Below are 25329 nucleotides of genomic sequence, written 5' to 3'. Positions count from 1 at the left end.
TTACGCCAGGGGCGTGTTTCCGATGGCCGAGGCGCGCGATGATCCGCGCGTCTTCATTATCGAGCCGGAACAGCGCGGCGTCATTCCGCTGGACGCCTTCCACATCCCCTGCCGCCTGCGCCGCACCGTGCGGGGCGAGCCGTTCGAGGTGCGGGTCGATACCGCCTTCGAGGCGGTGCTGGATGGATGCGCGGCGGCGCAAGGGCCGGATCGCGAAGACACCTGGATCAACGGCCCGATCCGGCGGCTGTACGCCGCCCTGTTCGCCATGGGCTTCGTCCATTCCATCGAGTGCTGGCGTGACGAGCGGCTGGTGGGCGGCCTTTACGGCGTGTCGCTGGGCGGGGCGTTCTTCGGCGAGAGCATGTTCAGCCGCGAGCGGGACGCCTCCAAGGTCGCACTAGTGCATCTAGTCGCGCGCCTGCGAAAGGGCGGCTGGACCCTGCTGGACGCCCAGTTCCTGACCGACCATCTCAGCCAGTTCGGTGCGGTTGAAACGCCGCAAGCGACCTATCTTGAGCGACTTCAGCCCGCGCTGTCGGTCAGACCGGACCAAGGCGCGTTGCGCGCACCCCTGACCGGCGCAGAAGCGGTCGCCTTAGCCAGCGCCTAGTCTGTCCGGACACAATTCGGGGCCTGTCCCGACAGCTTAGGATTGGCGTCTTCGCCCGGCCCGGCGGTCAATGGCGGCATGACACAGACCCCGCCAAAAGCCCCGCCCCGCCCGTCCCTTCTTCGCGAGGTGCGAGAGATCGCCCTGACGCTGATCTTCGCCATCATCCTGGCGCTCGCGATCCGCATCGTGCTGTTCCAACCCTTCACCATCCCCTCGTCGTCGATGGAGCCGGGGCTGGTGACCGGCGACTATATCGTCGTGTCGAAATATCCCTATGGCTGGAGCACGGCGTCTCTGCCGTTCAATCCGGCGATGTCGCCGGGACGGCTGTTGGGGCGCGAGCCAAGACGCGGCGACGTCGCGGTGTTCCGCCTGCCGCGCGATCCCAGCGAGGCCTGGATCAAGCGCGTCGTCGGCCTGCCGGGCGACACGGTCGAGGTGCGGGGCGGCGTAGTGTTCGTCAATGGCGATCCGGTGCGCCAGACCCGACTGGATGTGGTCGCCGATCACGATGCGCCGCAGCGACGGGTCCAGCAGGTGCGCGAGACCCTGGCCGACGGACGATCCTACGTCACCTACGACGGCGGGCCGGACCTGCCGGGCGACGACACGCCTGTGCGCCGTGTGCCGGCTGGCCACTATCTGATGATGGGCGATAACCGCGACAACTCGTTGGACAGCCGCTGGCCGCCCGAGATTGGCGTCGGCCTGCTGCCGGCCGAGAACATCATCGGCCGGGCCGAGGTGGTGCTGGCGTCCTGGAAGCCGGGCGCCAGCCTGTTCAAACCCTGGACGTGGTTAGACCTTCAGTGGGACCGATTCCTGGTCCGCATCCGCTAACGCGCGCGGTACTCTTCGAAGCTGACGACGCCGTCGTGATTGCGATCCAGCCGGTCGAAATCGGCGCGGGTGGGCGACGACTGGGCCAGGGAGGGCGCGGCGACGGCGCCGAGCGCCAGGCCCGCGACGGCGGCGGCCAGCAGGGGCCGCCAGCTCAGGCGGGGTTGAGGACGCGCGGATGACGTCGTGTTCAACTCGGCGTCGATGAAGCGGCGAATGGCGTCGCTGGCCGTCCGGCCTTGGTCACGGCACCGGGCCATGAAGGCGGTCTTGGTCGCGTGGGGCAGTCGGATTTCGACCGTTTCGGTCTTCTTGGGCGGCTTGTTGCGATCCATGGCGCGCCTCCTCGCGGCGTCAAAGCTCAGTTCTTACACCCCACGACCCAGGCGTCGTAATAGGGGTTCTGGACCCCGCTGACGGCGGGTGACGAAGCGAACATCCAGCCGCGGAAGATCTGGCGTCCTGCCTGGCGGCCGCGCGGCTGAAGCGAGACGTCCATATAGGCGATGGCGTCCTCGGTCAGTTCGTCGGGCGTCGTGACCTCGCAGGCGCGGGCGGCGAAGATCAGATTCTGGTTGAAGCGCACGGGACGACCGCCGACCTCGACCTCGAACTTCATCGTCTCGGCGGTGACCTTGTCGATGGCCTGGATGATCGCGAACTTGCGACGCTGACGGCGCGCGGGCGTGGCGGGTTGATCGACGGCCTTCTCCGCGACCGGCTTTTCGGCCTTGACCTCTTCCTCGGCCTTTTCCTCGACGGCGGCGTCCTCGGCGATCACTACGGCCGGCGGCGGGGTTACCGCGACGGGCGCTCGAGGCGCGGGCGCGCCCGCGGGCGGCGTCTCGGTCGGGACCGAGGGCTGGGTCGGGGTGGTGCGCAGAATGTCGCCGATCGGATCCTGAACCGGACGCGCATCGCGCGGCGCGTCCTGAAGCACGCTGGCGGTCACCGCACCGGCGCTCAGCACAGCCGCGACGGACGCCGCGCCCAACAGGATGCGGCGGATTTTCACTCGGGCATCCAGGCCTGATAGTCGCCGGTCGCGGCCGGGCGCTTGGCGTCGCCCGCCAGCGAGCCGGGCGGACGCCAGGCCAGAGGCGTGCCGGTCAGATTGGGCAGATGATCCTTTTCCCAGGCGCGACGCGGCAGCGGCTGCTCGGTCGGCGGCAGGTCGAAGGTGTAGTGCAGCCAGCCGTGCCAGTCGGGCGTCACCTTGGACGCCTCGGCATAGCCGTCATAGATGACCCACCGACGCTTGCGGCCGTCGTAGCTGACGTTGTCGCGGCTCTCGTAATAGCGATTGCCGTTCTCGTCCTGGCCGACGAAGCGACCGCGCTTGGCGATGGTGAACCGGGTGCCGATCGTGGCGCCCTCCCACCAGCCGAAAATCTTGCTCAACACGTCGTGGAATCCAACCGTAAGGGGTCGCCGGAAAGGGAGGCGGCGTCTGGGTCGGATCATAGAAACCCGCGCCCTCTTCGTCCAGCGTTCAAGCGCCTGGCGGTGAATCGATATCTTGTGGGCAACCCCGCCCAGCGACACCAGATGTATTGGCTAAGCCGCGTGCGCATCCTAGGCTCGCCCGAACCTTTCCGAGAGACGCCGCCATGCGCTTTCAATCCGGCTTCGCCGCTCGCGCCGACCGAGTCGCGATGGAGACCCGCGCCATCGAGCGCCCCGCCGGCGTGCAGCAGGTCCTGGCCCCCGCCGGCTGGTCCGACGTCCGGATCGAGGCCTGGCTGGATTGGGTCGAGGCGGAAGGGTTCGCAACGCCCCTGTCCGGCGACTGGCTGAATGGCGGCGCCGACGCCTGGGCCGAGCGGCTGGCGGCGACGGGCGTGGCCGAGGGCGTGTTCGACCGGGCCGAGGCCGCCGCGTTCGTCGAGGAGCTGTCGGGCGCCTTCAGGCTGGGCCTGGCGGCGCCGGCGGCGTCTGGCCCTGCGGCCGTCGGCGTCGTCGATCTGAACGACCCCGGCGCGGCCGCGCGTTTGAAAGCGCACGCCGGACGGCGCGCGGCCCTGCGTCTGGGGGCCCAGGCGGCCGACGCCTTGGCCGAAGCGCTGGCCGGCGTGGCCGATGCGGTGGATCGCTGCGAAGGTCCTCGCGGCGACTGCGGCGACCCTTCGCGCAATCCGGCCCTGGGCCGGGCGGCGGCTTTGGCGCGGCGGTGCGGCGCGAGCGACGCCGATATCCTGAGAGCGATCGACGGCGAACGGCCCGCAATGGCCCTGGAGCCTATGGTCGAAGGCGCGCCTTTGGTCGCCCTAGCGGACCGCACCCAGATCGCGGCGGGCGCGCCCGAAGCCCTGCTGGCGGCCGAAGCGGCGCTGGACGGCGGGCTGATCGTCGCCTTCGACCCGCGCGATGCGGAGACCGCGACGGCGCAGACCGCGCGGGCTTTGATCGATCTAGGCGCCGTCCTGGCGCTTGACGGAGACACAGCGACCGATCTGGCGGATATGACCCGCCTGCTGACCGTGGCGCTGGACCTTCAGTCCGCCCGGCCTGGTCCCATCGCGCTGGGACTGGACGGTCTGCTGGACGCTCTGGCGGCCAGCGACGACCGCATGGATCAGGCGCAGGCGCTCGTGGGCCTGATCGCGGCGACGGCGGCGCAGACCTCGGCCGAACTGGCCACCCTGCGCGGTCCTTGCCCCGACTGGGAAGACCCGGAGAAGCCGCGTCGCCATTCGGCCATCGGCCTGTTCGTCGAGGATGCTGAGGCGCGGCTGCGGCTGGGCCTGGGCCGCGTCGCGGCAGTCGACGTGTTCCAGACCGCGGACGGGGAGATCGGTCGCCGGCTGCATCCCGCGCTCGCCACGGCCATCTCCGCCGCCGGCGGCGATGTGGAGGCGGCGGAACGGTGGACGTTCGGTCGTCGCACCCTGGTCGAGGCGCCAGGCATCGACCATACAGCCTTGCGCGCGCTGGGCTTCACCGACATCGAACTGGCCGCCATCGAGACCGCCCTGGGCTGGGCCGAGGATTTCGACACGGTCTTCGCCGCCCCTGTCCTTGACCCCGGCTTCATCCGCGACGTCCTGGGCGTAGAGGACGGCGACGGTCTGCTGCTGACCCTGCTGGGCGTGTCCGAAGAGGCGGAGACGGCGGCGACGCGCTGGGTCTTCGGTCATGGCGATCTGCGCGACTGGCCCGAGGCGCCGGCGTCCGTCGCCGCCCTGCTGGCCGATCCGGCGGCGGCGGCGGCCGACCTGCGGCGCGCCGTCGAACCGTTCAGCGACATGCCGGACATCGCCATCGAACCGATGGACTGGCGCACGACCTCGACCCAGGCCGCGCGCCTGCTGAGCCAGGGCGCGCTGGACGGCCGACGGGCCCTTCGCCTGTTCCGCGCGGCACCGCCAGCGGGACCGTTGCTATCGCTGCCGTCGCTCGACACCGCCCGCCCCGAGATTGGCCGCCCAGAGCCGGCCCGCGAAGCGCCCCGCCCGGCTCCGACGGAACGGGTCGTCGAACGCGTGGTCGAGCGCGAACGCGCGCGCCGCAAACTGCCCGACCGGCGCAAGGGCTACATCCAGAAGGCCGCCGTCGGGGGCCACAAGGTCTATATCCACACTGGCGAATACGAAGACGGCGAGCTCGGCGAAATCTTCATCGACATGCACAAGGAAGGCGCCGCCTTCCGCAGCCTGATGAACAACTTCGCCATCGCCATCTCGATCGGCCTGCAATACGGTGTGCCGCTGGACGAGTTCGTGGACGCCTTCGTCTTCACCCGGTTCGAGCCCGCCGGCCGCGTCACCGGCAACGATTCCATCAAGTCGGCGACCTCGATCCTGGACTACATCTTCCGCGAACTGGGCGTCTCCTATCTGGAACGCGCTGAACTGGCCAACGCCGAGACGGAGGCGCAGAACCCCGACGATCTGGGCGACGGAAAGCCTGACGCCAACGCGGCCGTGCCCGCCGCCCGCTTCATCTCCAAGGGATTTGCGCGCGGTTCCGCGCCCGACAATCTGGTCGTCCTGCCCTTTGGCAAGAAAGGCGATCCAGAGGCTCGCGCCGCCGCCAACAGCGAGGCCGTCGCCTGCCCCGCCTGCGGCGATTTCAGCCTGCAGCAACGCGGCGCCGCCTGGGTGTGCGACACCTGCGGGGCGGCCCCGGCGCTGAAGGGCGGCGATCAGGGCTAGGTTAAGGGTTATGGCCTAGGGTTTGCTGACAGACGATCAAACGTCGGAGCCCGGTCCATGAAACGCACACTTTCCCTCGGCCTGATCGCCGCCCTGCTGGCCGTCGCCGCGCCGGCGCTGGCCCAGAACGCGGGTCAGATCGCCAGCGTGCGGAGCGGCGCCTCCTGCGCCGGTTGCAATCTTTTTCAGGGTGACTTTTCGGGGCTAGAGGCGCGCGGCCTGAACCTGGCCGGCTCACGCCTGCGTCAGGCGGATCTCAGCCTTTCGGTGATGAACCGCACGCGCTTCTCCAACACCGACATGCGTGATGTCGAAGCCTATGGCGGCGTTTTCTCGGGCTCGAACTTCTCGCGCGCCAACCTGACCAACGCCAGCTTCGTCGGCGCCTATCTCGAAGGCGCTAGCTTTGCCGGCGCGACCCTGTCGGGGACCAATCTGTCGGGCGCCCAGCTGGCACGAGCCACCGGCCTGACTCAGGGCCAACTGAACCAAGCGTGCGGCGACGGCTCCACCGTCCTGCCGCGCGGTCTTCGCATTCCGGCCTGCTGAGCGGCGCCGACCTTGCCTCGATTTCATGAAGTTACCTCGATTTAAGTAGGTGCGGCGGGGGTTTCGAGGCATTCAGAGTGCGTGAAACAGATCGCTGAACATATCCGTGTCCGCCCCACATTGGCCCTGCTGACGCTGGGACTGGCGCTCGCCGCCTCGCCCGCCTTCGCCGGGGTCGAGATGTCGATGCAGGACCGCGACGTGGCCCGTTCGGTGTCGCTGGGCGGATCGTGCAATCGCTGCGAACTGTCCGGCCGCAATCTGTCGGGCGCCACCTTCACCGGCGCCAGCTTCATGAACGCCACCCTGGTCGGCGCCAATCTGCGCGGCGCCGAGATGATGGGCTCCAACTTCACCGGCAGTGATTTCAGCCGCGCCAACATGGGCGGCGTCGAGATCGTCGGCGCCAACTTCACCTCCGCCAACTTCACCGGGGCGCAAATCAACGGCGCCGAGGCGCAAGGATCGTCCTTTGTTCGCGCCAACCTGACCCGCGCCAACCTTTCGGGCAGCGAGATGCACGGCGTCAACTTCACCGGCGCCACTCTGGCCGGAACCAACTTCTCCAACTCGGAGCTGTTCGGCGCCACACTGGCCAATGTCCGGGCGTCGGGCGCCAACTTCGCCAGCGCCGAGGTCACAGCCTCGAACCTTTCGGGCGGCGATTTCTCCAACGCGGACTTTTCGAACGCCAGCCTGGATGGGGCGCGGTTGACCGGCGGCAGCTTCTCGCGCGCCGACTTCTCCAACGCCTCGCTGCGTCGAACCGACATTCGCGGCGCCGACCTGTCGGGCGCGCGAGGCCTGACGCAAGACCAGATCAGCGAGGCCTGCGGCGACGGCTCCACACGCCTGCCCGGCCGCCTCTCGCCCCAGGCCTGCCGCAGCAGTTCGATCCGCATCGTCCGCGCAGCCCCCACGCCGCCCGCGCCGCCTCGTGTGCGCAACCTGGTCAACGCCGAAAACTAGGCTGTCCGCCCCGGACTCGTTCTTTGGGACTGCCCCGCATTTCAGGTCGGACCGCGCCACGGAGACCGGAGGCCTTGGCCTGCGGCGCAACCCGGTCGAATTCGGCACTTTAACAGCGCCCTCTGGCCAGGCCTGAAAGATAGCCCGCACAGCAAAACGGCCCCCGGATTGCTCCGGAGGCCGTTCTGTTACGCGACTTTGTCTTTCGGCCGATGCGCGCCTCGCGGAGGCGCGCGGCTTGAGGCCGTTTTAGCTTAGGCGATGATCTTGGCCACGACGCCGGCGCCGACGGTGCGGCCGCCTTCACGGATGGCGAAGCGCAGGCCCTGGTCCATCGCGATCGGGGTGATCAGCTCGACGTTCAGCTCGGCGTTGTCGCCCGGCATGATCATCTCGACGCCTTCCTTCAACTGAACGATGCCGGTCACGTCCGTCGTGCGGAAGTAGAACTGCGGGCGATAGTTCGTGAAGAACGGGGTGTGACGACCGCCTTCTTCCTTGGTCAGGATGTAGGCTTCGGCCAGGAACTTGGTGTGCGGGGTGATGGAGCCCGGCTTGCACAGCACCTGGCCGCGCTCGACGTCTTCACGCTTGGTGCCGCGCAGCAGAACGCCGACGTTGTCGCCCGCTTGACCTTGGTCCAGCAGCTTGCGGAACATTTCCACGCCCGTGCAGGTCGTCTTCTGGACCGGACGGATGCCGACGATCTCGACTTCCTCACCGACCTTGATGATGCCCTTCTCGACGCGGCCCGTGACCACGGTGCCGCGGCCCGAGATCGAGAACACGTCTTCGACCGGCATCAGGAACGGCAGGTCGACCGGACGCTCCGGCTGCGGGATGTAGGCGTCGACGGTTTCCATCAGGGCCAGAACGCGCTGTTCGCCGATTTCCGGGTTCACGCCGTCGGTCGCGGCCTTGGCCGAACCCTTGGTGATCGGAATGTCGTCGCCGGGGAACTGGTACGACGAGAGCAGCTCGCGCACTTCCATCTCGACCAGCTCGAGCAGCTCTTCGTCGTCGACCAGATCGACCTTGTTCATGAAGACCACCAGGGCCGGCACGCCGACCTGACGGGCCAGCAGGATGTGCTCGCGGGTCTGCGGCATCGGGCCGTCAGCGGCCGACACCACCAGGATCGCGCCGTCCATCTGCGCGGCGCCGGTGATCATGTTCTTCACATAGTCGGCGTGGCCGGGGCAGTCGACGTGGGCGTAGTGACGGTTGGCCGTCTCATATTCCACGTGCGCGGTGTTGATCGTGATGCCGCGGGCCTTCTCTTCCGGCGCAGCGTCGATGTCGGCGTAGTTCATCGCCTTCGCGCCGCCGGCCTTCGCCAGCGTCATCGTGATCGCTGCCGTCAACGTCGTCTTGCCGTGGTCAACGTGACCAATCGTGCCGATGTTGCAGTGCGGCTTCGTCCGTTCGAACTTTTCCTTGGCCATGGCCAAACTCCTGATGGCCCGGGTCCGTCAGCGGAGGGGCGCGATGCTGATCTTTTTAAAAACCTGGAGCGGGTAGACGGGATCGAACCGACATCCTCAGCTTGGAAGGCTGCTGCACTACCATTGTGCTATACCCGCGCGGAGACTGCGGAAGTTCTTTCGGAACGCCGCAGCCGGTTCCTCTCCGTCGTCCTGATCCGTCGTATCCGTCAAGGCGCGTGGTGGGGGAAGAAGGACTCGAACCTTCGAAGCTTACGCAGGGGATTTACAGTCCCCCCCCTTTGCCGCTCGGGACATTCCCCCAGCGCGCCTTGTCGAACCGTCGGACCCCTCGTTTCCGCCCATAAAGAAGCGGGACGAAACAAAAGCCTTCGGCTTGTCGCCTCCTCTAGGATAGAGGGGGCGCCCAGACCCGAAAGCCCTTGGGGCTCCAAATCGGAGGGCGTCTTATAGTGTCGTCGAAATCAGAACGCAACGACCGTAAAAGCGGTAAAAAACCGGTCTTCGGAAACCGTCCCGACGGCCCCCGCGACAAGGGTCAAAAGCCCGCTGCGCAAGGGTTTGGCCGGCGCGAGGAAACCCCTCGGCAGCCCCGTTCGCCCGATCGGGGCAAGTCGGACGCCGATAATTTTCTGTGGGGGCGCCACCCGGTTCTGGCCGCTCTGGCGAATCCCGCCCGTCGCGGCATGGGTCGTCTGCTGGCCACGGCCGAGCGCGCCGCCGAGATCGAGAACAATGCTCTCGCAAACGGCCACAGGATCGAGGTGGTCGATATCCCGACCCTGACCCGTATGCTGCCCCCCGGCGCCGTGCATCAGGGACTGGCCTTCAAGGTCCAGCCGCTGGAAGGCGTGTCGCTGGAAGAGCTGGCCGAGCCGGCTGAGGGCGTCATCGTCATGCTGGATCAGCTGACCGACCCCCAGAACGTCGGCGCCATCTTCCGATCGGCCCTGGCGTTCGGCGCGCGGGGGATCATCGTTCAGGACCGTCATGCTCCGGCCCTGGCGGGCGCCCTGGCCAAGGCGGCCGTCGGCGCCACCGAACGCCTGCCCCATGCGCGCGTCACGAATCTGTCCCGTGCGCTGGAGCGGCTGGCCGATCTGGGCTGGCGCGCGGTCGGGCTGGACGGAACGGGCGAACAGACGCTGGAAGAAGCGCTGGATCATCAGCCGACCGTTCTGGTCATGGGGTCCGAAGGCGACGGCATTCGTCGTCTGGTCGCCGAACATTGCGACGTCCTGGCCAAGATCCCCATGCCGGGCGGATTTGAAAGTCTGAACGTGTCCAACGCGGCGGCGGTCGCGCTTTATGAAGCGGCGCGCGCGCAACGCGGCTGACAGAACGCCGCACCGAGGCTAAGGAGCGGAAATGGAATTCCTCTCGTCTCCCGAACTCGCCAGCCAGGCCACGGCCCTGGGCCAGGTCCTGCTGATGGATCTGGTCCTGGCCGGCGACAACGCCGTCGCCGTGGGCCTGGCCGCCGCCGCCCTGCCCCAGGACCAGCGCAAGAAGGCCATTCTGATCGGCCTGGCCGCCGCCGTCGTCATGCGAATCGGCTTTGCGCTGATCACCGTGCAGCTTCTGGCCCTGGTCGGCCTGCTGCTGGCCGGCGGCCTGTTGCTGCTGTGGGTGTGCTGGAAGATGTGGCGCGAACTGCGCGAGCAGGCGACGCACGATCAGGCCGAGGCCGAGAAGGAACTCGAACTGGCCATGAGCATCGAGCACGGCTCTGGTCCATCGCCCGAGGAACTGGGAATCAAGCGCAAGAGCTTCGGCGCCGCCCTGATTCAGATCATGGTCGCCGACATCACCATGTCGCTGGACAATGTGCTGGCCGTCGCCGGCGCTGCGCACGAACACCCGTGGATCATGGTCTTCGGCCTGGTGCTGTCGATCGCCCTGATGGGCGTCGCCGCCACCTATATCGCCAAGCTGCTGCATCGCTTCAGCTGGATCGGCTATATCGGTCTGATCGTCGTCCTTTATGTCGCCCTGCACATGATCTGGGACGGTGCCCGTCAGGTGGTGGTCCGCACCGGCCATATGGACGAGTTCAACGCCTCGGCCCCCGCCTTCCTTGAGATCGGTCCCGAGGAAGCGGCCAAACACCTGGGTCAGAAGCGCACCGAGGACAGCCCGACGCCGGCGCCCGCTGAACCGACGGTCGCGCCATGACCGTCGCCACCGTCACCGTCGAAGAGGCCGCCGCCTGGCTGCAGGCCGGCGAAGCGGTGCTGATCGATGTGCGCGAGCCGGACGAGTTCGCCGCCGCCCGCATCGACGGCGCGATTCTGGCCCCGCTCAGCCAGATGCCCGCCGCCTGGGAGGCGCTGGACCTTCCGGCCGACAAGAAGATCATCGTCCAATGCCTGAAGGGCGGCCGCAGCCACCAGGTCTGCGCCTTCGTCGGGCCGACGGGCCCCGAGGGCCAGCCGCTGTTCAACCTGACGGGCGGCATCCAGGCCTGGAACGCGGCGGGGCTTCCGGTCGTGTTCGCCGAACAATAATACCGCTCATCCCCCCGAAAGCGGGGACCCAGTTCTTTGGGCCGTCCAATGTCGGATCAGTCGAGTACGCTCGCGATCCCACGCATTGGTAGCGGAGTGGAGCTTACTCCGCGCCGCCGAAGCGGTCGGACCATTCCGCGACCTGGGCGTCCTCGATCTTGGCGAACAGCACGCCCTGAGCTTCGACCTTGCCGCCCACAGGCAGGCGGTTCAGCAAATCTTCGTCGGCGCCAGGCCAGCTCAGGTCCTCCACCCCAACCGACGCCGCGATCTTGGGCGCGGTGAAGGGCAGGATCGGCGCGGCCAGACGCGCGAACAGGGCGACCAGATTCAGCCCCGTGCGCACCCCGACCGCCGCGCGGTCGCGATCGGTCTTCAGCGCCGTCCAGGGCGCCGCGACCTGCAAATACTCGTTGCCCAACACCCAGGCGGCGCGGATGGCGACGGCGGCCTTTCTGAACTCCATCGCCTCCAGCTGTTCGGTCGCCTCGGCGACGGCGGCCTTGATGTCGGCCTCCAGCTGGATTTCGACCGGTCCGGCCTCGCCGCCCTCGGGCACCACGCCGTCGAACTTGGATTCCGCGAACTTGACGATGCGGTTGACGAAATTGCCCAGCACATCGGCCAGGTCCTTGTTGGTCGAGGCCTGGAAGTCCTCCCAGGTGAAGGCCGAATCTGCGTGCTCCGGCCCATAGGCCGTCAGGCGCCAGCGCCAGTAGTCGGCGGGCAGCAGCTCCAGCGCCTGATCCATGAAGACGCCGCGCTTTTGGCTGGTGGAGAACTTGCCGCCGTACCAGTTCAGCCAGTTGAACGCCTTCAGCTGGTCCACCGTCTTCCACGGCTTGCCCGAGCCGATGATGGTCGCGGGGAAGCTGACGGTGTGGAAGGCGACGTTGTCCTTGCCCATAAACTGGACATAGCGAACGTCCTCTGCCCCCTCGTCCAGGCGCCACCAGTCACGCCATGACCCGCCCGTCGACTCGGCCCATTCCTCGGTCGCGGCGATGTATTCGATGGGGGCGTCGAACCAGACGTAGAAGACCTTGTCCTCCATTCCGGGACGCGGAAAGCCGTCCTTGGTCACCGGCACGCCCCAGGCCAGGTCGCGGGTGATGCCCCGGTCGATCAGCCCCTCGTCCAAATGTTTGTAGGCGATGGACTTGGCCAACTGTTGCCAGCCCGTCTTGCCGTCGACCCAGGCGCGGATCTCGGGCTCGATCTTGGTCTGGAGCAGATAGAGGTGACGCGTATCGCGCACCTCCAGATTCTTGGACCCCGACACCGACGAATAGGGATCGATCAGGTCGGTCGGGTCCAGCAGGCGGCCGCAGTTGTCGCACTGATCGCCGCGCGCGCCGACATGGCCGCAGTGAGGGCAGGTTCCCTCGACATAGCGGTCGGGCAGGAAGCGCGCGTCGTCGATCGAATAGATCATCCGATCCACCCGCTCCTCGATCAGGCCGTTCTTCTCCAGCGCCTCGGCGAAATGCTGGGTCAACCGGTGGTTCTGTGGGTTCGACGATCGGCCGAACCAGTCGTAGCTGAGGCCGAAGGCCTGACCCGCGGCCTTCTGGATTTCGTGCTGCTCGTCGCAATAGGTGCGCACATCCTGGCCGGCCGCGGCGGCGGCCAGCTCGGCCGGGGTGCCGTGCTCGTCGGTGGCGCAGATGTAGAGGACCTCATGCCCCTGGGCCCGCTTGAACCGCGCCCAGACGTCGGCCGGCAACATCGAGCCCGCCAGATTCCCCAGGTGCTTGATGCCGTTGATGTAGGGCAGCGCCGAGGTGATGAGGATACGGGCCATGATCGTCCAGGTGTTCGGGGAAGCGCAGGGATATAGAGCGGCGGCGCGGTTTCCTCAAACGCCTTGCGGCAGACGGCGCGCAATACGGATGAAACGCCCGGTCAGCAGGGTCGAGGACGCCAGACTGGCGATGACCACCGCCCAGACCAGGCCATTGACGCCCATCTGATGCGCCAGCACCCAGCCCAGCGGCATCATCACCGCGCCATAGGCGGCGAAATGCATGATGGTAGGCCACCAGACGTCGCCCGCCGCGCGGTTGGCCTGGGCCGCAACGACCTGAATGCCGTCCGCAACGAAGAATAGCGTCGCCAGCACCAGGGCCGGCGCGGCGATGGCCAGCAGGGCCGGATCGCGATTATAGGCGCCGACGATCAGATGGGCGCTAGGCCAGACCAGCAGGGCGACCACCAAGGTCAAGGCTGTCACGACGCCCAGCCCCACCAGCCCGGCACGCATCACCCCTCGCCCGTCGCCGGCGCCATAGCTGCGGCCCACCAGCACCGCCGTCGCTGACGACAGTCCCATCGGCAGCATGAAGACGATCGCCGAGACGTTCAGCACCACCGCCCAGGCCGCGGTCTCGGCCGTGCCGATCTGACCAGCGAAGAAGGTGAAGCCCGAAAAGGCCCCGACCTCGATGAAGTAGGAGGCCCCGGCGCCCAGGCCGACCTTGACCTGCTCACGCGCGGCCCCGGGATCGCGCTCGGGCTTGTCGAAGATGCCCAGCGCACGCGCCTCGGGCAGACGCAGGATGTAGATCACCAGAAAGATCGCCAGCGCCGCCCGCGCCCCGAACGTCGCCCAAGCCGAAGCGAAGGCGCCGTCGAAGCCGAAGCCCAGAAGGTCCGGCACCAGCACGATGTTCAGCGCCAGATTGACCCCGTTCGCCACCCACATGGCGACCATGCCGGGCTTGGGCCGGCCCAGAGCCTCCAGGAAAAACTGGCCCGTCACCGAAATCAGATAGAAGGGCATGGACAGGGCGAAGACGACCAGGGCAGGCCCGGCGCCCTCCGCCAGACCATCCTCCAGCCCCAGCTTGCCCAGTCCCCACGGGCCAATGGCGATCAGGGCGATCATCGACACCACGCCGATCTGCAACGAATAGGTCAGACCGCGACGCAGCACTGAGCCGACAGCGTGCCGACGCCCCTCGCCCAGCATCCGCGCCGTCATCACCTGCACGCCCAGCATCAGGCCCACCGCCGTCGTCACCACGATCGACGTCGGCGCCCAGGCCAGAGAATGGAACGCCAGTTCCTTGCTGGAATAGTTGCCCACCACGATGGCGTCGGTCAGCCCCATGGTCATGATGCCGATGCGCGCCAGGATCACCGGCCATGCCAGGTTCAGCAGGTCGCGGAAGGCGGTACGGGTCTGGGGGCTGAGCGCGATCATCGGACGCGGCACAGGCCACGCCGACCCGCCGGGGTCAACTCCCAAAAACTTTGAGGGCTCGGCCTACCAGGCGCCCAGTTCGCGCAGCTGACGCACCAGTTCCTCAGGAGCCTCGCCGGCGTCGAGGTCGGTCAGATCGACCGGCGCATCCTTGGGCTCGAAATATCGCCAGCCCTGGAAGGGTCGCCGGGCCATGGGCGCAGTGCGGATGACCTTGGGTTCGAGGGTGATCTCGCATCGGCTTTGCTTACCTTCGCCGAAGGTGGCGATGTCCAGCACCGGTTGGCGACAGACGATCGTCCCCTTCACCACCCAGTAAAGCGAGCCGCCGTCCTCGATCTCGGTCGCCCGTTTCGGCGTCATGCGCGTGTGGACGACGAGCGGTCCGCCCTTGGCGGCGCGGGCCTCCAGCCATTCGACGTCCGGCACCCCGACGCCCAGCTTGATCATGTGAAGCGGCATGGCGCCCACGTAGTGCCCCTTAGGCACATTAGCCAGATTCTTAATGAACAGCCCGCTAGGGATGGTAGCGCGCTCTCCCCTCCCGGCGCAGCCAGAGACCAGTATGTACGGATTGATTACCCGGCTGTCGGCCCATCCTGGTCGTCGCGACGAACTTGGGCTGTGCCTGATGGACCCGAACATGAGGCGTCCAGGCTGTCACAGCTACGTGGTGGCGCACGATCCGAATGACGCCGACACCCTGTGGGTCACCGAGGTGTGGATGAGCAAGGCGACGCACGACGCCTGGTCGGTTAGCATCCGCGAGACAGGCGTCATGCGACCCGCCCTGGCGCTCATCGCCACCTTTGGCGACACCGTCTTCACCCGCCCCATCGGCGGCGTGGGGCTTTAGTTCGCCTTCACCACCGCCAGCACGGCCGCCTCCACGACCTGATCGCCCAGGGCTGAGACGCTTTCCACCACGCCGTCGAACGGCGCGGTCAGGGCGTGTTCCATCTTCATGGCTTCCAGCACCACGACCGGCTGTCCCTTAGTGACGGCGTCGCCCGCCTTGACCGGCGTCGCCACGATCTTGCCAGGCATGGGCGCGCGCAGCGAACCATCCGACACCGCGCCCGCGCCTGAACCCACGGCGGCACGATAGGGCGTGACGCGACGCGCCTCGCCATCGACGAACAGGACGAACCCGTCGTCGACGGCCTGATAGCCGAACAGGCGATCCCCCGCCTGGACCTGATCGAAGCCGACGTGGGCCAGTTCGCCCTGCGAACCGCGCCAGCCCGTTTCGACCGGCGTCACCGCAGCGGACACGCCCTGGCCGTCGACATGGCCCCAGACGGTCGTCTGCGCCGGCGCATTCAGGCGCACGCCATAGGACAGACCTGGCTGCCCGCCCCAGGGGCTGAAACGGTCCGAACGCGCCTCGACCGCATCCGCCGCCGCTTCCGCAATCAGGGTCAGGGCCGCCAGCGTCGCCGCGTCGGACGGCCGCGGCTGCAACGCCGCCTCCTCCGCCGCGATGAAGCCCGTATCCACATCCCCCGCTGCGAAGCGCGGGTGCTCCAGGCAGCGTTTCAGGAAGCCGGCGTTGGCCTTGACCGGCCAGACCTCGACCTCGCCCGCCGCCTCGGCCAGACGCGCCGCCGCCGCCTCGCGCGTGTCCTCATGCACGATCAGCTTGGCGATCATCGGATCATAGAACTGGCTGACCTCGCCGCCCTGCTCCACGCCGGTATCGACGCGGATGCCTTCAGGCATGACGAAATGCTCCAGCTTGCCGATGGAAGGCAGGAAGCCGTTTGCGGGATCCTCGGCATACAGCCGCGCCTCCATGGCCCAGCCGTTCAGCTGGATCTCGGCCTGCTTCAGGGGGACCGGCTCGCCTGCGGCGACGCGGAACTGCCACTCGACCAGATCGACGCCCGTCACACTCTCGGTCACGGGATGCTCGACCTGCAACCGGGTGTTCATCTCCATGAACCAGACGCCGTCCGCCTTCAGCCCGTCCGAGGCGTCGGCGATGAACTCAATGGTGCCGGCCCCGACGTAGTTCACGGCCCGGGCCGCCTTGATCGCGGCGCCGGTCACGGCGGCGCGCACAGCCTCGCTCATGCCCGGCGCGGGCGCCTCTTCGATCACCTTCTGGTGGCGGCGTTGCAGCGAACAGTCGCGTTCGTACAGGTGGACGACCTCGCCGTGCTTGTCGCCGAACACCTGCACCTCGATGTGGCGGGGGCGGGTGATGTAGCGTTCGATCAGAACCCGGTCGTCGCCGAAGGCCGCCGCCCCCTCGCGCTTGGCGCTGGCCAGACCGGCGGCGAAATCGGCCGGATCATCGACCCGTTTCATCCCCTTGCCGCCGCCGCCTGCGACCGCCTTGATCAGCACCGGATAGCCGATCCGCGCCGCCTCGGCCGTCAGCGTCGCCTCCGACTGGTCCGCGCCCTGATAGCCTGGCGTCACCGGCACCCCGGCCTGGATCATCAGCTCCTTGGCCGCGTCCTTCAGGCCCATGGCGCGAATCGAGGACGGGTCCGGCCCGATCCAGACCAGGCCCGCCGCCGCGACAGCCTCGGCGAAGTCGGCGTTCTCGCTCAGGAACCCATATCCGGGGTGGATCGCCTCGGCGCCGGTCGCCTTGGCCGCCGCCAGCACCTTGGCGCCGTCCAGATAGGATTCGCGCGCCGGCGCCGCACCGATCAGCACCGCCTCGTCGGCTTCGCGCACATGAAGGGCGTTTGCATCCGCCTCGGAATAGACGGCGATGGTGCGGATCGCCATCCGCTTGGCGGTGCGGAAGACACGGCAGGCGATTTCGCCGCGATTGGCGACAAGGACGGACTTGAACATGAAGCGGTCTTAGCCGGATCGTGCGCATCAGGCGAGAGGCAGAGCACGACCCTTCTCACGCGACGCGGCAGGCGTTAAGCCCCTTCCATGTCCCTGCGCCCCCTCTTCGTCACCCAGGTCTATGAAGCCTCCCTCGCCGAAGGGCGTGGCTGGCCCGACATCAACGCACAGCTGATCGACGTCATCCGCATGATGGCCGAGGAGGATGAGGCCGGCCGCCGGTGGTGCAAGGCCAACGCCTATCGAGGCTACACCTCCTACGGATCACTGAACGACCTGCCCCAGCGGCTCCCCGAGTTCGCCGAGCTGAAGCGCCATCTGGATCGCCATGCCGTCGCCTATGCCAAGGCGCTGAACTTCGACCTGGCCCGCAAACCCCGCCTCGACAATCTGTGGGTCAATATTCTGAAGCCCGGCGGCGGCCATACAAGTCATATCCACCCGCACGCCTTCCTGTCGGGCACCGTCTATATCGACGTGCCTGACGGCGCCTCATCGCTGAAGCTGGAAGACCCCCGCCTGCCCTTCATGATGGCCCGCCCGTCGGTGACCGACGACGCGAGCGAGGCCGAGCGGCCGTTCGTCTATCTTCAGCCTCAGGCAGGCACGGTGCTGATGTGGGAAAGCTGGCTGCGGCACGAGGTGCCGACCAACCTGGCCAAGGCCGACCGGATTTCGATCAGCTTCAACTACGCCTGAACGAACTCATCCGTCATTCCGGGGCTGAGCGCAGCGAGGAACCCGGAAGCCAGGGGACGGTCCCAATACCGACCGCGTCATGCGCGGATGAATGCCCCCTGGGTTCCGGGTTCGTCCTTCAGACGCCCCGGAATGACGGTAGGAAAGGATCAAACCGTCCAGCTGGCCTTGCGCTTTTCCAGGAAGGCGGCGACGCCCTCGCGGCCTTCGTCCGAGACGCGGGCGCGGGCGATGAGTTTGGCGGTTTCGTCCATCAGACCGTTGTCGATCTTGTGGTGGGCGATGTCGTTGACCAGACGCTTGGCCTCGCCCATCGCGCCCGGCGCATTGTTGGTCAGGCTGTCGCTCAGCATCGAGATGAACTCGTCCACCGATCCCTCAGGCAGCACCAGGTCGATCAGGCCGGCATGGGCGGCGTAGTCGGCGTCGAAGGCGTTGGCGGTCAGAAACAGCTGGCGGGCGCGGCGTGCGCCGACGGCCTCTATGACGTAAGGGGCGATGGTCGCCGGGATCAGACCCAGCTTGACCTCGGAGAAGGCGAAGCGCGCCCCCTCGACCGCCACGGCCATGTCGCAGGCGGCGACGATGCCCGCTCCACCGCCCATGGCGTTGCCCTCGACCACCGCCACCGTCAGGGCGGGAATGTCGTGCAGGGCCTTCAGCATTTTCGCCAGGCCCATGGCGTCGTCGCGGTTGTCGCTCTCGGACCAACCAGCGGCGTCGCGCATCCAGTTCAGATCGGCCCCGGCGCTGAAGGTGCCGCCCGCGCCCCGAATGAAGACGGCCCGCACCCGGTCCGCGCCGTGCAGCGTTTCGAACGCCTCATGCAGGGCCGCGATGGTCGCGGCGTCGAAGGCGTTCTTCTTGGCCGGACGGTTGATGGTGACGAAGACGACGCCGTCGGTGGTCGAATCGATCTGCACCAGATCATCGTCGGCGTCCGGCGCCGCATCGGGCACCAGCGGCTGGGCGATGCTGTTGATCTCGGCCGCCTCGGCGTCTGTGACGTCCAGGGCGTTCAGGTCGGCTACGGTCGGTTGATCGGCCATGGGGGTCTCCAAACTGCGTGTCCGCTCACAACGAGGCGCGGACCAATAGGTTACATCCGGAACAGGCCGAACGTCGTCTCCGGGATCGGGGCATTCAGGCTGGCGCTGATGGCCAGGCCCAGCACATCGCGCGTCTGCGCCGGGTCGATGACGCCATCGTCCCACAGGCGGGCGGTGGCGTAATAGGGATTGCCCTCGTCCTCATACTTCTGACGGATCGGCGCCTTGAAGGCCTCGGCGTCGTCCGCACTCCAGGTCTCGGCGTCGCGGTGCACGGTGGCCAGCACGCTGGCGGCCTGCTCGCCGCCCATGACTCCGATCCGGCTGTTGGGCCAGGTGAACAGGAAGCGCGGCGAATAGGCCCGGCCGCACATGCCGTAGTTCCCCGCCCCGAAGCTACCGCCGATCAGGACAGTGAACTTGGGCACTTCGGCCGAGGCCACGGCCGTCACCAGCTTGGCGCCGTCCTTGGCGATGCCGCCCGCCTCATATTTGCCGCCGACCATGAAGCCACTGATGTTCTGCAGGAACAGCAGCGGAATCTTGCGCTTGCAGGCCAGTTCGATGAAGTGCGCGCCCTTCTGGGCGCTTTCGGAAAAGATGACGCCGTTGTTGGCCAGGATGGCGACCGGATAGCCCCAGATGCGGGCGAACCCGCACACCAGGGTCGAGCCGTACAGGCTCTTGAACTCGTCGAACTCCGACCCGTCCACCAGCCGGGCGATGACCTCGCGCACATCATAGGGGGCGCGCACGTCGTCGGGGATCAGGCCGTACAGCTCCTCCGCGTCAAAGGCCGGCGCGCGCGGTTCGCGCACATCCATCTCGACGGCCTTGGTCGTGTTCAGATTGGCGACGATGGAGCGCACGATCTCCAGCGCATGCTCATCGTTCTCGGCGACATGATCCACCACGCCCGAGCGACGGCCGTGGGTTTCGGCCCCGCCCAGTTCCTCCGCCGAGATGACCTCGCCGGTCGCCGCCTTCACCAGCGGCGGGCCGGCCAGGAAGATGGCCCCCTGGTTCCTGACGATGATCGTCTCGTCCGACATGGCCGGCACATAGGCCCCTCCGGCGGTGGACAGGCCCATGACGCAGGCGATCTGGGCGATGCCCTTGGCGCTCATCCGGGCCTGGTTGAAGAAGATGCGGCCGAAATGGTCGCGGTCGGGAAACACCTCGGCCTGGTGCGGCAGATTGGCTCCGCCGGAATCCACCAGATAGACGCACGGCAGGCGGTTCTGCTCGGCGACTTCCTGGGCGCGCAGGTGCTTCTTCACCGTCATGGGGAAATAGGCGCCGCCCTTCACCGTCGGGTCGTTGCAGACGATCATGACCTCGCGGCCCGAGACCCGACCGATGCCGGCGATGACGCCCGCCGCCGGGGCCTCGCCGTCATACATGTCGTGCGCAGCCAGTTGCCCGATCTCTAGGAAGGGCGAGCCGGGATCCAGCAGGCGCTCGACGCGGTCGCGCGGCAACAGCTTGCCGCGAGCGACGTGACGCTCGCGGGACTTGTCAGACCCGCCGCGCGCGGCCTTGGCCACATGGTTGCGCAACTCGGCGACCAGGGCGCTGTTGTGCGCGTGCAGGGACTTGTATTTTTGGCTTTGCGGATCGACCGCGGACGTCAGCTTCGGCATGGGGCTGGTTTAGGCGGGGTCGAGGGGCGCCACAAGCGTCTGCCGCCATCCTTGCTTCCTCGCCCCTTTTCGCCTATAGGCCCCGCCTTTCCAGGGCTTCGGTCCTGTCGCGGAGCACCAAAGGGTTGGACGTTCGGTCCGGCCGCCGCGCCAGGAGCCATCGTGGAGACCGACTTACCCGGTCGTTTCCGCGCCGACGTCCACAAGGGAGACTACCGCATGGCTCTTTACGAGCACACGGTCATGACGCGCCAGGATATCTCGGCGCAACAGGCCGAAGCGCTGAATGACACCATCAAGGATCTGATCGTCGCCGGTGGCGGCTCGGTCGCCAAGATCGAATACTGGGGTCTGCGCAACCTGACCTACCGCGTGAAGAAGAACCGCAAGGCTCACTATTCGCTGCTGGCCGTCGACGCCCCTCCGGCCGCCATGGCCGAAGTCGAGCGTCAGCTGTCGATCAACGAAGACGTGCTGCGCTGGCTGACCGTCCGCGTCGAGGAACTCGACCTGGAACTGTCGCCGCTGCTGGCCCGCCGCGAGCGTGAACGCGAGCGTGAGCGCGAGCGCACCCCGCGCGACGACGCCGCCGCCGACGCCGAATAAGGAACCCGGAACATGACCGATACCACCGCCCCGACCCCGGGCGCACCGGCGGGCTCCGGCGCCGCCGGCCGCCGCCCCTTCTATCGTCGCCGCAAGGTCTGCCCGTTCTCGGGCGCCAATGCGCCGAAGATCGACTACAAGGACGTCAAGCTGCTGCAGCGTTACGTCTCCGAACGCGGCAAGATCGTGCCTTCGCGCATCACCGCCGTCTCCCAGAAGAAGCAGCGTGAACTGGCCAAGGCCATCAAGCGCGCTCGCTATCTGGCCCTCCTGCCTTACGTGGTGAAGTGAGATGAAGGTCGTTCTGCTTGAACGCGTCGAGAATCTCGGCGCCATCGGCGACGTCGTGTCCGTCAAGGACGGCTTCGCCCGTAACTTCCTTCTGCCGCGCGACAAGGCCCGCCGGGCCACCGCCGCCAACCTGAAGGCGTTCGAACTCGACCGCGCCGCCATCGAGCAGCGCAACGAGAAGAACAAGGCCGACGCACAGAAGGTCGCCGACAAGATCGACGGCCAGACCTACGTCATGATCCGTCAGGCCGGTGAAACCGGTCACCTGTATGGTTCGGTCGCCGGTCGCGACGTCGCCGAGGCCATCCAGGCCGAAGGCGGCAAGGTCGAGCGCTCGCAGGTCGTCCTGAACACGGCGATCAAGAGCCTGGGCGTCCACGAAGTGCCGGTTCGCCTGCACGCCGAGGTCCGCGCCACGGTCAAGATCAACATCGCCCGCTCGATGGACGAGGCCGAGCGCCAAGCCAAGGGCGAGGACGTGATCCGCAGCCAGTTCGACGATGAGCGCCAGGCCGCCGAGCAATCGGCCCAGGAACTGATCGAAGGCGGCGCCGGTCAACAAGAAGGCTTCGGCGACGAAGCCTGATCCGAGCGGATCCCAAACGACATCAAGGGCGCGTCTCGCAAGGGACGCGCCCTTTTTGCTGCGCGGGAGACGGCAGCCAACCGCACGGGCCATCACGCCGTAGATTTTCTATACGGCCGAGACAGAAAACATGGCGATGCCGCGCGATTGACCCGCCGCACCTTCGCCCTGATATGGCCATGACCGCTGGGACCTCCCCGACCTTGCGGTTGGAGAGGCCATGAAGATCACCACCAATATTATGGCGATGCCGCCCGCCATCGCGCGATGTTGCGGCTGAGACCGCAAGACATCTGCACTTCAGATCGACCTCAAAGCCCGTCGCGGTAAGCGACGGCGATGCGCGCTCGCGCCACAAAACAGACTTTAGGAAATCTCTCAATGCGCTCTCTTTCTCAACGGGCCGCCGCACCGGCCCTGCTCGCCACGGTCTCGGCCTTCGCCCTGCTGACCGCCGCCCCGGCCTTTGCTCAAAGCGCCGAACCCGTCGCCGATGAGGCGGTGCAGGTGGACGACATCGTCGTGACCGGCACGCGGGTCCAAAATCGGTCGCGCCTCGACACCCTGGCCCCCGTCGATGTCGTGACGTCCGAGGCGTTGCAGACGCGCGGCACGACCGAGTTCGCCACCGCCCTGGCTCAGGCCGTACCCTCGCTGACCTTCCAGCGGCCGTCGGCCAACGATGGCTCGGACTCGATCCGCCCGATCACCCTGCGCGGCCTGTCGCCGGATCAGACGCTGGTGCTGGTCAACGGCACGCGTCGCCATGCCTCGGCCCTGGTCAACGTCAACGGCGTGGTGGGACGCGGTTCGGCCGCCGTCGATCTGAACACCATTCCGACCGGCGCTCTGGACCGGGTGGAGGTGCTGCGCGACGGCGCCTCGGCCCAATACGGCTCGGACGCCATCGCCGGCGTGGTGAACCTGCGCCTGAAGGAAGCCTCCAGCGGCGGCGGCGCTAGCGTGACCTACGGCCAGTACTTCACCACCGTGAAGACCGCGCGCGGCGAACGCGACGAAAACGATGGCGGCACCGTCACGGCCTCGGCCTGGCAGGGGTTCTCGCTGGGCGACGACGGCTTTCTGACCCTGTCGGCGGAGTATCTGAACCGCGAGTCGACCAACCGCTCGGACTACGATCCCCGCGCGGCGGCGAACGGCGCGATCACTGCCCGCTTCGGCGACCCGGATGTGGAGCAATGGACCGTCTTCGCCAACGCCGGCAAAGGCCTGCGCAACGGCTGGGAGGCCTATGGCTGGGCCGGGTATCAGGACCGGGACAGCGAAGGCGCCGCCTTCCCTCGCCTGTCCGACAACGTCAACAACGTCGCCTCCATCTACCCGAACGGCTTCCTGCCGAAGGTCGCCATCAATTCGAAGGACGCCTCGCTGGCTGGCGGCCTTCGAGGCGAACTGGCGGGCTGGAACATGGACATCAGCCTGACCTACGGCCGCAATGCCCTGGACTTCCGCACCGAGGATTCGTTGAACTCCACCTATGGCGCGACTTCGCCGACCAGCTTCGATTCCGGCAGCCTGATCTACGACCAGCTGGTTCTGGGCGCCGACTTCAGCCGTGAGTTCGAGGTCGGTCTGTCCGGAGGCCCGCTGAACTTCGCCTGGGGCCTGGAGCAGCGCTGGGAAAACTACAAGATCGAGGCCGGTCAGCCCGAGAGCTACAACCGCGGGCCGTTGGGCGGCAACACCGCCCTGACCGGCGGCGCCCAGGGCTTTGTCGGCTTCCAGCCCTCGAACGCCGTCGATGTTGATCGCGACAACTTCGCCGCCTACGCCGACGTCGAAATTCCCCTGACCGACAAGCTGCGCGTCGAGGGCGCCGTGCGGTTCGAGGACTATTCCGATTTCGGCGACACCCAGACGGGCAAGCTGTCGGCCCGCTATGACTTCACCCCCAGCTTCGCCCTGCGCGGTTCGGTCTCGACCGCCTTCCGCGCGCCGTCGTTGCAGCAGTCCTTCTTCACCTCGACCGCCTCGGTGATCCAGAACGGCGCCGTGGTCGAAACCGGCACCTTCCCGGCCACCAGCGCGGTCGCGACGGCTCTTGGCGCGCGTCCGCTGAAGGCTGAGACCTCGACCAACTATTCGGTCGGCGCGGTGGTGCGATTGGGCCGGTTCGACCTGACCGTCGACGCCTACAAGATCGACATCGACGATCAGATCGTTCTGTCAGAGCTGATCAGCCGGACGTTCTCGGGCCAGGTCGCCAGCCTGCTGGATCCGCAAGGCGTCCAGGCCGCGCGCTTCTTCCTGAACGGCGTCTCGACCTCGACCGAAGGCGTGGACATCGTTGGACGCTATCGCCTGCCGACCGATACGCTCGGCGATTTCGATTTCACCGTCGCGGCGAACTTCAACGATGTGTCTGTCAACCGCGTGCCGACGTCCTCCTCGGTTCTGAACCCGGTCCCGACCCTGTTCGCCCGCCAACGCATCCTGACCATCGAAGACGGCACGCCCGACACCAAGGTGTCGGCGTCGGCGGACTGGAGCCGGGACAAGTGGGGCGCTACGGTTCGCGCCACCTACTATGGCGACGTGCTGCAACCCGGATCGACGGCGGCGAACGACTATAGCACCGGAGCCAAGACGGTCGTGGATCTGGAAGGCCGGTTCCAATTGACTGAGCGCGTCGGCGTGGCGATCGGCGTGGACAATGTGTTCGACGAATATCCGGACTTCGTGCCGGCGTCGCTGAACTCCAACGGCGTTCTGGGTTTCCCCTACTATTCGCCCTTTGGTTTCAACGGTCGTTACGGCTATGCCCGTCTCAGCCTGAAATGGTGAGGTCGGGCTGATCGCCGGTCAGGCAGGGGCGCTCTTCGGAGCGCCCTTTTCCCTGTTTGCATTACCAAACCTTCAGCTTGGCCGTTCTGCTTCGCCCCAGTTGCGACACATATCGTCGTTCAATCTGGGCGTAGCCAGAGGGGGCTTTGGAGGGGACCAGATGAAGACCAAGTCAATTGCGGCCGGCGTCCTGGCGATGTCGCTTTTCGCCGGCGCGGCCAACGCCATGACGGTTCAGGAATTCCTGACCACCGCCAACGCCATCCCTCAAAACCCGACCGCCCTGCTACGCTCCGACACCCGCCGTCTGATGGCCGAGTTCCGGGGCGCCGTTCGCACCGTCCGCGCCGAACAGACCCAGGCCAAGGCGGCCGGCCGTCAGCCCGCGACCTGCATGCCGGACAAGGTCAGCGTCTCGCCCAACGCCATCCTGAGCCGTTTCAACGCCGTCCCGCAAAGCCGTCGCAATATCAGCGTGACCCAGGCTGTGCGCGAATGGATGGCGCACGACTATCCGTGCGCCTGACGCGCGCCGATTGAGGAATTCCGGT

At 67.2% G+C, this 25329-nt stretch carries 25 protein-coding genes and 2 tRNA genes; 15 read left to right on the top strand and 12 right to left on the bottom strand.

The window, feature by feature from the left end; translation table 11 throughout:
* Positions 1–22: 22 nt before the first annotated feature.
* Together aat and lepB are read left to right on the top strand one after the other, a co-directional pair.
* A complete protein-coding gene (aat, locus tag O2K97_RS07685; protein ID WP_419466112.1) occupies positions 23–613 on the top strand; it encodes a leucyl/phenylalanyl-tRNA--protein transferase in 591 nt (196 codons plus the stop codon).
* Between the two features lie 78 nt (positions 614–691).
* Complete coding sequence (lepB, locus tag O2K97_RS07680) at positions 692–1456, top strand: signal peptidase I (RefSeq protein WP_269221053.1); 765 nt, start codon at positions 692–694, stop codon at positions 1454–1456.
* Here lepB and O2K97_RS07675 read toward each other — a convergent pair.
* From O2K97_RS07675 to O2K97_RS07665, 3 genes are read right to left on the bottom strand one after another with little or no spacing between them, the layout of a single operon-like run.
* Positions 1453–1791, bottom strand: coding sequence for an EF-hand domain-containing protein (locus tag O2K97_RS07675; RefSeq protein WP_112861796.1), 339 nt, complete (start codon positions 1789–1791; stop codon positions 1453–1455). The genes lepB and O2K97_RS07675 overlap by 4 nt on opposite strands.
* 26 nt (positions 1792–1817) lie before the next feature.
* Positions 1818–2471 carry a DUF2155 domain-containing protein gene (locus tag O2K97_RS07670; protein ID WP_017506522.1) on the bottom strand — a complete coding sequence of 218 codons (654 nt, stop codon included), beginning with the start codon at positions 2469–2471 and terminating at the stop codon, positions 1818–1820.
* Complete coding sequence (locus O2K97_RS07665; protein ID WP_269221052.1) at positions 2468–2860, bottom strand: NADH:ubiquinone oxidoreductase subunit NDUFA12; 393 nt, start codon at positions 2858–2860, stop codon at positions 2468–2470. Before O2K97_RS07665 ends, O2K97_RS07670 begins: the two co-directional genes overlap by 4 nt.
* A gap of 206 nt (positions 2861–3066) precedes the next feature.
* Between O2K97_RS07665 and O2K97_RS07660 the strand changes: the two genes are divergently transcribed.
* The 3 genes from O2K97_RS07660 (at position 3067) to O2K97_RS07650 (ending at position 7128) form a co-directional block, all read left to right on the top strand.
* Positions 3067–5610, top strand: a complete 2544-nt coding sequence (locus tag O2K97_RS07660) for a TSCPD domain-containing protein (RefSeq protein WP_269221051.1) — start codon at positions 3067–3069, stop codon at positions 5608–5610.
* A 57-nt stretch (positions 5611–5667) separates the two neighbouring features.
* The gene (locus O2K97_RS07655) at positions 5668–6159 is read left to right on the top strand and encodes a pentapeptide repeat-containing protein (RefSeq protein WP_269221050.1); all 492 of its coding nucleotides are present in this window, start codon (positions 5668–5670) and stop codon (positions 6157–6159) included.
* A gap of 81 nt (positions 6160–6240) precedes the next feature.
* On the top strand, positions 6241–7128 hold the full coding sequence (locus O2K97_RS07650; RefSeq protein ID WP_269221049.1) for a pentapeptide repeat-containing protein: 888 nt from the start codon (positions 6241–6243) through the stop codon (positions 7126–7128).
* 254 nt (positions 7129–7382) lie between these two features.
* On the opposite strand, the gene tuf is transcribed toward O2K97_RS07650, so the two are convergent.
* From tuf to O2K97_RS07635, 3 genes are all read right to left on the bottom strand, one after another.
* Positions 7383–8573 (bottom strand): elongation factor Tu, encoded by a 1191-nt coding sequence (tuf, locus tag O2K97_RS07645; RefSeq protein WP_017506879.1) that lies wholly within the window; start codon positions 8571–8573, stop codon positions 7383–7385.
* A 64-nt stretch (positions 8574–8637) separates the two neighbouring features.
* Positions 8638–8711, bottom strand: a tRNA-Gly gene (locus tag O2K97_RS07640).
* A gap of 81 nt (positions 8712–8792) precedes the next feature.
* A tRNA-Tyr gene (locus O2K97_RS07635) sits at positions 8793–8876 on the bottom strand.
* Positions 8877–9025: 149 nt separating this feature from the next.
* On the opposite strand from O2K97_RS07635, the gene rlmB reads away from it, so the two are divergent.
* The 3 genes from rlmB to O2K97_RS07620 are packed head-to-tail and all read left to right on the top strand — an operon-like array spanning position 9026 to position 11080.
* Positions 9026–9910: a 23S rRNA (guanosine(2251)-2'-O)-methyltransferase RlmB gene (gene rlmB / locus O2K97_RS07630; RefSeq protein WP_269221048.1), complete on the top strand. Its 885-nt coding sequence runs from the start codon at positions 9026–9028 to the stop codon at positions 9908–9910.
* Between the two features lie 31 nt (positions 9911–9941).
* Positions 9942–10748 carry a TerC family protein gene (locus O2K97_RS07625; RefSeq protein WP_269221047.1) on the top strand — a complete coding sequence of 269 codons (807 nt, stop codon included), beginning with the start codon at positions 9942–9944 and terminating at the stop codon, positions 10746–10748.
* Complete coding sequence (locus tag O2K97_RS07620) at positions 10745–11080, top strand: rhodanese-like domain-containing protein (protein ID WP_269221046.1); 336 nt, start codon at positions 10745–10747, stop codon at positions 11078–11080. Before O2K97_RS07625 ends, O2K97_RS07620 begins: the two co-directional genes overlap by 4 nt.
* Before the next feature lie 103 nt (positions 11081–11183).
* On the opposite strand, the gene metG is transcribed toward O2K97_RS07620, so the two are convergent.
* Genes metG through O2K97_RS07605 form a run of 3 tightly spaced genes read right to left on the bottom strand, consistent with a single transcriptional unit; the run spans position 11184 to position 14747 of the window.
* Positions 11184–12884, bottom strand: coding sequence for a methionine--tRNA ligase (gene metG, locus O2K97_RS07615; RefSeq protein ID WP_269221045.1), 1701 nt, complete (start codon positions 12882–12884; stop codon positions 11184–11186).
* 54 nt (positions 12885–12938) lie between these two features.
* On the bottom strand, positions 12939–14297 hold the full coding sequence (locus O2K97_RS07610; protein ID WP_269221044.1) for an MATE family efflux transporter: 1359 nt from the start codon (positions 14295–14297) through the stop codon (positions 12939–12941).
* A gap of 51 nt (positions 14298–14348) precedes the next feature.
* A complete protein-coding gene (locus tag O2K97_RS07605; protein WP_269221043.1) occupies positions 14349–14747 on the bottom strand; it encodes a DUF1489 family protein in 399 nt (132 codons plus the stop codon).
* A gap of 103 nt (positions 14748–14850) precedes the next feature.
* On the opposite strand from O2K97_RS07605, the gene O2K97_RS07600 reads away from it, so the two are divergent.
* The gene (locus O2K97_RS07600; protein ID WP_269221042.1) at positions 14851–15141 is read left to right on the top strand and encodes a putative quinol monooxygenase; all 291 of its coding nucleotides are present in this window, start codon (positions 14851–14853) and stop codon (positions 15139–15141) included.
* Here O2K97_RS07600 and O2K97_RS07595 read toward each other — a convergent pair.
* Complete coding sequence (locus O2K97_RS07595; protein ID WP_269221041.1) at positions 15138–17099, bottom strand: acetyl/propionyl/methylcrotonyl-CoA carboxylase subunit alpha; 1962 nt, start codon at positions 17097–17099, stop codon at positions 15138–15140. The two genes, O2K97_RS07600 and O2K97_RS07595, sit on opposite strands and share 4 nt — an antisense overlap.
* Positions 17100–17186: 87 nt before the next feature.
* Between O2K97_RS07595 and O2K97_RS07590 the strand changes: the two genes are divergently transcribed.
* On the top strand, positions 17187–17798 hold the full coding sequence (locus tag O2K97_RS07590; RefSeq protein ID WP_269221040.1) for a TIGR02466 family protein: 612 nt from the start codon (positions 17187–17189) through the stop codon (positions 17796–17798).
* 149 nt (positions 17799–17947) lie between these two features.
* Here O2K97_RS07590 and O2K97_RS07585 read toward each other — a convergent pair whose 3' ends face one another.
* On the bottom strand, positions 17948–18847 hold the full coding sequence (locus O2K97_RS07585) for an enoyl-CoA hydratase-related protein (protein WP_269221039.1): 900 nt from the start codon (positions 18845–18847) through the stop codon (positions 17948–17950).
* A 50-nt stretch (positions 18848–18897) separates the two neighbouring features.
* On the bottom strand, positions 18898–20490 hold the full coding sequence (locus O2K97_RS07580) for a carboxyl transferase domain-containing protein (protein WP_091746159.1): 1593 nt from the start codon (positions 20488–20490) through the stop codon (positions 18898–18900).
* Between the two features lie 219 nt (positions 20491–20709).
* Between O2K97_RS07580 and rpsF the strand changes: the two genes are divergently transcribed.
* The 5 genes from rpsF (at position 20710) to O2K97_RS07555 (ending at position 25304) form a co-directional block, all read left to right on the top strand.
* Complete coding sequence (rpsF, locus tag O2K97_RS07575) at positions 20710–21096, top strand: 30S ribosomal protein S6 (protein WP_026108635.1); 387 nt, start codon at positions 20710–20712, stop codon at positions 21094–21096.
* Positions 21097–21108: 12 nt separating this feature from the next.
* Positions 21109–21387: a 30S ribosomal protein S18 gene (gene rpsR / locus O2K97_RS07570; RefSeq protein ID WP_008259463.1), complete on the top strand. Its 279-nt coding sequence runs from the start codon at positions 21109–21111 to the stop codon at positions 21385–21387.
* A 1-nt stretch (position 21388) separates the two neighbouring features.
* On the top strand, positions 21389–21973 hold the full coding sequence (rplI, locus tag O2K97_RS07565) for a 50S ribosomal protein L9 (protein ID WP_055754943.1): 585 nt from the start codon (positions 21389–21391) through the stop codon (positions 21971–21973).
* Between the two features lie 381 nt (positions 21974–22354).
* The gene (locus tag O2K97_RS07560; protein ID WP_269221038.1) at positions 22355–24778 is read left to right on the top strand and encodes a TonB-dependent receptor plug domain-containing protein; all 2424 of its coding nucleotides are present in this window, start codon (positions 22355–22357) and stop codon (positions 24776–24778) included.
* Between the two features lie 160 nt (positions 24779–24938).
* Entirely contained in the window at positions 24939–25304 is a 366-nt protein-coding gene (locus O2K97_RS07555) for a hypothetical protein (RefSeq protein ID WP_269221037.1), read from the top strand.
* The last annotated feature ends 25 nt before the right edge of the window (positions 25305–25329 follow it).

Origin of the sequence: Brevundimonas vesicularis (genome assembly GCF_027105095.1) — a bacterium.
GTDB lineage: Bacteria > Pseudomonadota > Alphaproteobacteria > Caulobacterales > Caulobacteraceae > Brevundimonas > Brevundimonas vesicularis_E.
Note: the sequence above shows the minus strand (reverse complement) of the source record. Positions and strands in the feature narration are given on the sequence as shown.